Origin of the sequence: Streptomyces chryseus (assembly GCF_014650755.1) — a bacterium.
Taxonomy (GTDB): Bacteria; Actinomycetota; Actinomycetes; order Streptomycetales; family Streptomycetaceae; genus Streptomyces; species Streptomyces chryseus.
Genome location: NZ_BMVO01000068.1, coordinates 1 through 1,904 on the forward strand (window position 1 = coordinate 1; position 1,904 = coordinate 1,904).

Below are 1,904 nucleotides of genomic sequence, written 5' to 3' on the forward strand. Positions count from 1 at the left end.
TACCAGGGCGCCGGCGCCACCTTCCGCACCCCGTACTACCACCACAGCGAACAGCCCGTGCACTACCAGCAGTTCAACCGCGACCACGCCCGACTACGCGCCCCCGGCGAACGAGCCTTTGCCCGACTCAAGTCCTGGCACATCACGCGCAGAGCTCGCTGCTCGACCCGACGCATCAGCCGCACCGTCCAAGCCATCCACACCCTGCTGACCTGCGACTATTCAGGATGAAAGAGGCTCACTAAGAACTACTATCGGAATGACTTCAGGCGTCGCCAGCAGATGAGTGCACATCCGAGAATGAGGAAAGCTTCGTGGATGTCGTCGCGTATCTCCCAGCGGATCCGTCGGCGGCGGAACCAGTGCAGGTGGGCGAACGCACGTTCCACGACTTAGCGTTGGGTGCCCAGGCCGGAACCGAGTTCGGTGCCGCGGCGGGCGATCAGCGGCTTCACGCCGAGCCCCCGGACCAGGCGGCGGTACTTGTCGTGGTCGTAGCCGCGGTCGCCGAGCACGACGTCGGGGCGGCGGCGGGGCCAGCCGCGTTTACCCCGCACGGGCGGCACGGCCTGGAGGAGTGGGATCAGCTGGGTGACGTCGTTGCGGTTGCCGCCGGTGAGTGTGGCGGCGAGCGGGACGCCGGTGGCGTCGGTGATCAGGTGGTGTTTGCTGCCGGTTCTGCCCCGGTCAACAGGACTTCGTCCCGTCTTGGCGCCCCTTTTGACGCCCGGATGTGGGAGCCGTCGACCGCTGCCCGGGAGAAGTCCAGGACGTTGGCGCCGCGGAGCTTGGCGAGGAGGACCTCGTGGAGCCGGGGCCACACTCCGGCCTCGGTCCATTCGGCCAGACGGCTTCAGCAGGTCATGCCCGAGCCGAAACCGAGTTCCTGAGGCAGATGCTCCCAGGAGATTCCGGTGTGCAGCACGAACAGGATGCCTTGGAAGACCAGCCGGTCCGGATGCCGCTTGCGCCCCGGATGGCGAGCCCGACGCTCCACCTTGGGCAGAAACAGCTCGATCACCGCCCACAACTCGTCATCGACATCCCACGGCTTCGGCCGAGCCATCCCACACCCCCGGATCAACGTTCCCGGAGCGATCCAACCACCTCGAAGATCATTTCGTTAGGAGTTCTAACTCCAGGGCTCCAAGGCCCGCCACCTCATCAGCCGTGCGCGGCGCCGCAAGGCCGCACGGGCGCGCGCCGTGTCCAGAGCTCGAAGCTCGTGAGGAGAAACGCGTCACCGTGAGGCAGCTCATCCAACGAGGATCCCGAACCCGAGGGGCCCGTGGGGGCAGAACGCGCGAGGACCGGCCGGCGCCCAGCGCCACCAGTCTTTTCAAGGACCTCGCACGGTCGGAGGTGTCGTAGGGGTCGCCACGGCACCGACCCGGACCACACACGTCCTGCCCCAGGCTGGGCAACGCCGGCTCGCCATCAAGCCTTTCCGGTACCTGGGGGTGTACCCGGCCCCTGATGCGGTCGATCGGCCGGGAGTGGCGAGACAACACGGCGAGCCGAACGGCATGGTGACGCCTACGGAAGAAGCTCTTCAGAGCAGGGACGGCAGCAGAGTCTCGGCCATGTCGCTAGAAAACGGATCCATGGCATACGAGGCGATGGCCGGTTCCTCCCCGGTTCGGTGAGATGCGCCGGTAGACGGTGAGCGTGTGGGCACCGTGCTCCAGCCTCATGGACACCGCATCCCCGGACCAGGAGGGCTCCCCTGCCGGAATCGCCATACCGGCCCGCCGCGCCAGCTCCACCGTGCCGTCCAGCGGTTCCAGTGAGGTATCCACCCTGGTAGATGCTCGCCGACGCCTCGAGCGCGTCCCAGCGTTGTCTCAGTGCCTGACTGAGAACCGGTGACGGTAAGTGGAGTGTCACGTTCGAGTGGCGTGGTG

Annotated in this window: 1 protein-coding gene and 1 pseudogene; one reads left to right on the forward strand and one right to left on the reverse strand. The window is 66.8% G+C overall.

Going from position 1 to position 1,904, the window contains the following annotated elements:
• On the forward strand, positions 1 to 231 hold a 231-nt coding region (locus tag IE185_RS32775; RefSeq protein ID WP_308432853.1), incomplete at its 5' end, for a transposase family protein.
• A gap of 20 nt (positions 232 to 251) precedes the next feature.
• Here IE185_RS32775 and IE185_RS32780 read toward each other — a convergent pair.
• Positions 252 to 1,066 (reverse strand): annotated as a pseudogene (locus tag IE185_RS32780) (IS5 family transposase).
• Between the last annotated feature and the right edge of the window lie 838 nt (positions 1,067 to 1,904).